This is a genomic window from Synechococcus sp. RC10B2, assembly GCF_047502635.1.
In genome coordinates this window covers 1-6,538 of the sequence record NZ_JANSHO010000059.1, presented here as the reverse complement: position 1 = coordinate 6,538, position 6,538 = coordinate 1, and the positions used below count along the sequence as shown (strand labels likewise).

The 6,538-nt window shown below is 62.2% G+C and carries 7 protein-coding genes and 1 tRNA gene; 3 read left to right on the top strand and 5 right to left on the bottom strand.

The features are described from left to right. Window positions 1-386: 386 nt before the first annotated feature. The 4 genes from NW855_RS07880 to NW855_RS07865 are packed head-to-tail and all read right to left on the bottom strand — an operon-like array spanning window position 387 to window position 3,706. Window positions 387-2,045: an ABC1 kinase family protein gene (locus tag NW855_RS07880; protein WP_414508644.1), complete on the bottom strand. Its 1,659-nt coding sequence runs from the start codon at window positions 2,043-2,045 to the stop codon at window positions 387-389. Between the two features lie 37 nt (window positions 2,046-2,082). Beyond that, window positions 2,083-2,670 carry a peroxiredoxin family protein gene (locus NW855_RS07875; RefSeq protein WP_346426058.1) on the bottom strand — a complete coding sequence of 196 codons (588 nt, stop codon included), beginning with the start codon at window positions 2,668-2,670 and terminating at the stop codon, window positions 2,083-2,085. Window positions 2,671-2,701: 31 nt separating this feature from the next. Beyond that, the gene (locus NW855_RS07870; protein WP_099813044.1) at window positions 2,702-3,139 is read right to left on the bottom strand and encodes an SRPBCC family protein; all 438 of its coding nucleotides are present in this window, start codon (window positions 3,137-3,139) and stop codon (window positions 2,702-2,704) included. A gap of 3 nt (window positions 3,140-3,142) precedes the next feature. Continuing rightward, window positions 3,143-3,706 (bottom strand): hypothetical protein, encoded by a 564-nt coding sequence (locus NW855_RS07865; protein WP_011430771.1) that lies wholly within the window; start codon window positions 3,704-3,706, stop codon window positions 3,143-3,145. A 124-nt stretch (window positions 3,707-3,830) separates the two neighbouring features. On the opposite strand from NW855_RS07865, the gene NW855_RS07860 reads away from it, so the two are divergent. Further along, window positions 3,831-3,915 (top strand) — tRNA-Ser (locus tag NW855_RS07860). 105 nt (window positions 3,916-4,020) lie between these two features. Here NW855_RS07860 and NW855_RS07855 read toward each other — a convergent pair. Then, window positions 4,021-4,830 (bottom strand): RNA methyltransferase, encoded by an 810-nt coding sequence (locus NW855_RS07855; RefSeq protein ID WP_099813043.1) that lies wholly within the window; start codon window positions 4,828-4,830, stop codon window positions 4,021-4,023. A gap of 66 nt (window positions 4,831-4,896) precedes the next feature. Between NW855_RS07855 and NW855_RS07850 the strand changes: the two genes are divergently transcribed. Together NW855_RS07850 and lpxC are read left to right on the top strand one after the other, a co-directional pair. Next, the gene (locus NW855_RS07850) at window positions 4,897-5,472 is read left to right on the top strand and encodes a hypothetical protein (RefSeq protein ID WP_011430773.1); all 576 of its coding nucleotides are present in this window, start codon (window positions 4,897-4,899) and stop codon (window positions 5,470-5,472) included. 6 nt (window positions 5,473-5,478) lie between these two features. Then, a complete protein-coding gene (gene lpxC, locus NW855_RS07845) occupies window positions 5,479-6,390 on the top strand; it encodes a UDP-3-O-acyl-N-acetylglucosamine deacetylase (protein ID WP_414346968.1) in 912 nt (303 codons plus the stop codon). Window positions 6,391-6,538 lie beyond the last annotated feature (148 nt).

The window sequence follows — 6,538 nt, the reverse complement described above, 5'->3', positions numbered from 1 at the left end:
GGAGTACATTATGATTACAGTTTCCAATTTCTAGGGATCCCCCCGAAGGGGGAACCCGTGACCCCTCACGGATTGAAATAGGGAGTATACAAGTTTCCAATTTCTAGGGATCCCCCCGAAGGGGGAACTCTACCCTTATTAAACCCAAGCGGGGCAAGGAATGCAAGGCCTATTTGCGAGGGGGTCGGTCGAAGAGGGCAAAAAAAGGCCTTGCAGAGGAGGGGTGAGAGGCCTGAAAGCCTTGTGGCGCAAGGCATCGAGCGGGTCAACGAAAAAATCGGCTTTTGCGGGTTTTGGCGAGGCGCTCGCAGAAGCGTTGATACCGTTTTTATGTGCTTTTGGCAACATGGCTAGGATCGGGATCCCTGGCAAGTCCGAGCTAGGGGCTAATTGCGCAGGCGACCGGAGCGGAGGATGCTGAGGATGAGCCACAGTCCCAAGAGGCTGGCGGCGCCAAAAAGCAGCTCGCTCAGCCAGAAGACCTGGAAGCGCTGGGTTTGCGCCGAGATGATGGCGGCGCCGATAATCAGGGATCCGACCAGGATGCTGTAGGAGAGGCGGTTGGCCGACTGATCCAGGCTGATGCGGAGGTCTTCCAGCTCTTGGATGGTGAGGTTCCAGCGTTGGGTTTCCGAGGTGATGCGGCTAAGCAGCACTTCCAATTGCCGCGGCGACTGCAGCGAGAGGTTTTTCAGGTCCAAGGCTGTGCGCAGCAGCGAGGGTAGGGGAGCTTCCCCCAGCAACTGCTGCCGAAACACGTCCGCCATCAGGGGGCGAATTTGCTCCGGCAGATTGTAGTCTGGGGTGAGCTGGCGGGCGATCCCTTCCAGATTGGCCAGGGCCTTGGCGCACAGCCCCAGGTTGCCGGGGATGCGGATCTGGTTGCGCCGCGCTGCTTGCAGGATCTCGGAGAAAAGCTGGCTAAAATCCAGCTCGGCCACAGTTAGGGTGTAGTACTGCCGCAAAAGACGCTCGTATTCCCGCTGCAACTGGGCCAGGCTGACGGCGGGATCCCGCAAGCGGCCCCTGGGGCTTTCCGGCAGGGCCAGCTCCAGGGTGAGTTCGGCACAGCGCTGGGCATCCAGGCTGACGATGGCCAAAATCAGCTCCAGCACAATCTGCTGCGTGCGCGGATCCAGCCGCCCAATCATGCCGCAGTCCAAGAGGGCTACGCGACCGGATCCCAAATAGAACAAGTTGCCGGGGTGGGGATCGGCGTGGAAGTAGCCGTCGATGCAGATCTGCTGGAAAAAGGCGCGGGTGAGCAGGCGGGCAAGCTGCTGCGGCTCGGCGTCGCTGCGATCCGCCTCCAGGAGTGGCTTTCCTTCGATCCACTCCAGGGTCAGCACCTTGGGGGTGGTAAGAGCCCAATAGACGCGCGGCACCACCAGTTGGTTGGGATCAAACCAACGGCCAGCCTGCAGGCGTTGCCGCAGCTGCTCCGTGTGGCGGGCTTCCTGGGTAAAGTCCAGCTCCGCCTGAATGGCCCGGCAAAACTCATCCGCCAAGGCCACCACGTCTGCCAGCCGGCCAAATTCTGTTTGCGCCACCAATTCAGCAATGCTGCGGATGAGCCTTGTATCCCGCTCTACTATTGCCTCCACGCCGGGCCGCTGGATCTTGAGGGCCACCGCTTCGCCGCTGACGAGATGGGCGCGATGGACCTGGGCAATGGATCCCGCCGCCACCGCTTTCGTGTCGAGGCTGCTGAATACCTGTTCCAGCGGCTTTCGCAACTGCTGGCGCAGCAGGATCTCCACCGCGTTCCAGGGCACGGGGGGCACATTGCTCTGCAGGGTGCTGAGGGCCTCGATATACTCCCGCGGCAGCAGGTCGGGGCGGGTGCTCAGCAACTGGCCCAGCTTCACATAGACCGGCCCCAGATCCACCAGGATGTTGCGCAGCACCAGGGGTGGTGGCAGTTGCGGCTCTTCCGCCTTGCCCAAAGAGAGCAAGCGCCGCATGTAGTCCCAGCCGTGGCGCAGGACTACTTCTAGGATCTCCGCCTGACGGGCGCTATTCTGGGCCAGCCGCGCAAAGACCACCTCTTTCCTCTCCTCTTCCGGGCTTGCCTAGGAAGGCTTAGAAAAAGGGCACGGGAGCCACCCGGCGGGTTCCATCCCAGCCGCTGGCTAGCCCTTCTCGCAAGACCCGCAGCACCTCGTCGGTGCTGGCGTTGGGCTCGGCAAAGGAGAAGAGGTGCTTATAGCGCAGCCTCCCTTCGCGATCCACGATGAACTGGCCTGGCAGGGGCGCCCCCAGGGCTTGGCCGACGCCGTAGAGCCGAAAGGTTTTGCACTCCGGATCCACCAGCAGCGGATAGGGCAGTTCCAGGTCGGCTTGGATCTGTTGGCTTTGCACCGGGTCGGTGCTGGTAACCATCAGCAGCTCTGCTCCCAGAGCCCGGATCTCCTCGTAGCGGGCCTTCAGCTCCTGGATGTGGGGGTAGCAGAAGGGGCAGAAGAGCTTTTCTGTAAAGATGCGGGTAAAGGCCAGAACCACCGGCTTTTGGCCGCGGTAGTCCGACAGGCGCACGGGATCCCCGTGCACATTGGGCAGCTCAAAGTCAGGGGCCAGCTCGCCAATCTGCAGAGGGCTGTTGGCCGGCTGGGGGATGAAGTTGTCGAAAAAGCGACGGTTGAACAGGCTGCTGTTGCTGGTCATTGCCATTTTTTACGTTTCTTTACTACCTGCCACCAGCCTAACCCAAAGCCTCGGCCACTGCCTTTAGCCGTCGCAGTTGTGCCCGCATGTCGTGCCGGGTCAGCTCCGCTGCCACCAGATAGAACCCTGCCGCCACCCAAGGGTTGGGGATGCAAAACTCAAAGCGGTTTACCAATAGCGTTCCCAGCGGCTGGGGGCAACATTCCCAGCGGTCGGTGCCCTGAAAAAAACCCTCAAACTGCCACTGCACCAGGCCCTCGGCCCGCTCGGCGATCACGCAGTCTAGGCTGGGGGAAACCAGCGGCAGGCGCAGGAAAAAGCGGTAGCGGCTGCCCAGTTGCCCAGTGGGGGATCCCAGCGCCTCACAGCCCAACAGGGGGTTGAGCCAGCGCCGCATCAGCGCTGGATCGATTAGACAGCGCTCCACCTGGGCCACGCCAGCGGCAATTTCAATCGCTTGAGTATAGACGGGCATGCTCTAGGGAGCGGCTGCAGCGGCAGGCTGCGCTTCGCCGCCAGGGACGACGGTACTCAGCAAAATCAGGATATCGCGATACTCCACCTGATCCGGCCCGCGGCGGGGGGATCCCACTTGGATGACCGCCTGCTGGGGCGGCCTGTCGGGGCGAGGGGGAGACTCGAACACCAGCGTGCGGATGCCGCCGGCCTGCTCGAGATCGGAGAGGAGATCCCAGCCCCGGCCCCAGAGGGTGCGGCGGTAGTAGGCGGCGATCTCCGAGAGAGGTTGAGAGGTCTGCAAAATCAGGGAGGCAAGCCCTCCTTCCTGATCCCAAATTTGCCCCGAAGAGATGACGGTGGCGTCGGGCAAGCGCAACTGGTGCGGGAAGTGGGGAGGGAGAGCGCGGGTATCGCCCACGGAAGCCTCAAAATGGGTGCCATCTTCGCCGATGTGGCGCAGCACCGGATCCGGGGGGGCAGCTTCGGAAGGAGATGCGTCTGGCCAAGGGCGACAGGCAGCCAACAACGCTAGCGACAGCCAAGCCAGAAGTTGCACCTGACCTGGGCAAAAATGTCCTCTCATCGCATAGCCAGGGATCCCTCAGTGGGTTATAGCGGATCCCCATTCCTCCCCACAACCCGTTAGCAGGGATAGCAGGACCCCTCGAGCTGCACAAGCGGCAACTGCACAGCCTAAGATAGGTTCTGGAGAGGTGTCCGAGTGGTTTAAGGAAGCAGTCTTGAAAACTGTCGTGGCGCAAGCCACCGTGGGTTCGAATCCCACCCTCTCCGTCAAATCAAGTTTGCCGCAGGGAGACCATCCAGACCTAGCTGGATTCCCTTGTCTCAGTTCCCAGAGGTTTGTTTTCAGAGGCAGCCGGCCAGAGGCCGCGGCAGCTAGGATCCACTCTCAGCAGGATGAGGATCCTCTTTTTTTGGGGGTTCTCGAGGAGAAGATTTTTGGCTCCACTGGAGTTGTCGCAGGATCCCGCGTAACAGGGCCACCTCGGACACGGTCAGGCCGGCGCGGTGAAAGAGGGCGCGCAGCTTGAGCATCTTGCGGCGAGCGGTGTGGGGGTGCAGGTAGCCAATTTGCAGCAACAGCGCCTCCAGGTGGCCGAAAAAACCCTCCAGCAGCTCGAAGGGAGCCGGCTTTGAGATCCCAGAGCTGGTCACTGGCGGGGGAAGATTCTGGCAGAGGAGGGTGCGCAGCTCGTAGCAACAGATGCCCACTGCCTGGGCCAAGTTCAGGGAAGGGTAGGCCGGATCGGTGGGGATCTGGATCTGGCGATGGCAGAGGGCCAGCTCTTCGTTGCTCAAGCCCCGATCTTCAGGGCCAAACACCAGAGCGGCAGGGCCGGCAGCCAGCAGCTCCGGGAAAGCCTGGCGGGGAGACTGAATTTGCCATTCGGGCGGGTAGGGCTCGCGGCGGCCTGCTGTCCCGAATACCTGCACACATCCCTGAAGGGCCTCGGCTAAGGTTGGCACCTGCCGGGCTTGGCGGAGCAAGTCCGTCGCATGCACGGCCATGGTGACTGCTTCTGCGTCGAGGGGATCGCATTGGGGATCCACCAACACCCACTGCCGCAGGCCCATGTTTTTCATCACGCGGGCAATGGCCCCGAGATTGCGCGGCCCTGCCGGCCGCACTAACACAAGGCGTACCTGCGCCAATCGCTCCTGAGCCCAGTTGGACGATGCCGGCATTGCTCAGAAATCGCAGATAGGGATCCCCTAAAGTAGAGGAGTTAGATCTTGTCATAGATTGCGCCGATGGGATCCGCCTACCGCCGTTGGCTGAGTTGGATGTGCCTATTGCTGCTGGGGTGCTGCTGGGGATCCCCAGCCTTGGCTGCCCATTCGTCGCTCTCCCCAGCAGCAGAGCCGACTCAGGTGTCGCCCCAGCTCGTTCGCGATAGCGGTGCGGAGCACTTTTCTCTGGCCGAGGCGCGACAGCGGCTGGAAGCCATTGCCGAGGCCATGCGCTCGATCCGCCTGTGCAGCCGCCCCAACTGCCGTTACCGCGATATCTCCGTCGAGGTTCGACCCATAGCAGGAGCCGAGCCGCCGGAGTACGAGGGCCGCATCGACGCCGCCATCGACCGCCCCTCCGGTAGCTTGGACAGGGCCCACTACCGGCTGCGATTTCGGGGGGGGCGTTGGCAGTTGTTGGGGGGGGAAGAGGTTTCCGATGTCTCCTCGTTTTTCTTTGAGGGAGATACTTACGAGGTGTTCAGCGCCTACGGCAGTCGCAAAGGCAAATTGGCAGACGCCAGCAGCAGCCTGCGCGTTGGCTATCGGGAACTCTACTATCGCGTTTTCGACCGGGGCCAAGAGCGTTGGCCATAGAGACCTATGAGAGAACAACAACACACCTTGGCCAGCTCTATTTCCCTAGAGGGGGTGGGCCTGCACACCGGCCTGCCGGTTCGCTGTAGCCTGCATCCGGCCCCTGCCAGCAGCGGTCGAGTCTTTGTGCGGGTGGATCAGCCGGGCTCCCCTCCCATCCCCGCTCGGTTGGGATCCCTGGCCCCTGCCGCTCTCTGCACCCGTCTACAGCAGGGATCCCCCCCTGTCCAGGTGCAGACGGTGGAACACTTGTTGGCCGCTCTTTACGTGCTGGGCATCGACAACTGCCGCATCGAGGTGGAGGGGCCGGAGCTGCCGATTCTGGATGGCTCCGCCCTGCCCTTTGTGGAGGCCGTTGCCCAAGCCGGGATCCTGGCCCAGGAGCAGCCGGCCCTGCTGGGGGTGATCCAGGAGCCGGTCACGGTCTGGGCAGGGGAAGCCTTTGTCAGCGCCGTGCCCTACCCCGGGTTTCGCTTTACCTATGGCATCGATTTTGCCGACTGCCCTATCGGCCAACAGTGGCTGAGCTGGCGGGAGAACAGGGCGGACTTTGTCCAATCCATTGCCCCGGCCCGCACCTTCGCCCGCCAACAGGATGCGGAGCTGGCCCGCCAACAGGGGCTGATTCAGGGGGGCAGCTTGGAAAATGCTATCGTCTGCAGCAAAACCGAGTGGTTGGGGCCGTTGCGCTTCCCGGATGAGCCGGTGCGCCATAAGCTGATAGATTTACTAGGAGATCTCAGCTTGTTGGGCTGCCGCTTGCAGGGGCACATTGTGGCCTACAAGGCGGGCCACGCCCTCCACCACCGTTTGGCTGAGCAGTTGCTCAAGAGTGGATCCCTGCAGGTGGAGCCAGCTCAAGAGCAAGCAAGGGATCCCCTTTGCCTCGGTGGGGTGGAATCTCGCTCTTCGTTTTGAGGGGGATCCCGGCTGCTGGGATGGGTGAAAAGTTCCTGGCCTGCTGCAATTTCTCTGTGCGGCCTTGCTTTGGGTTCAATGCCCGCCCATGCGGGCTTTAGCTAATCCGCCGTTCGCGCTAGCGGGACGTAGTCCTGGAAGCCCCGCT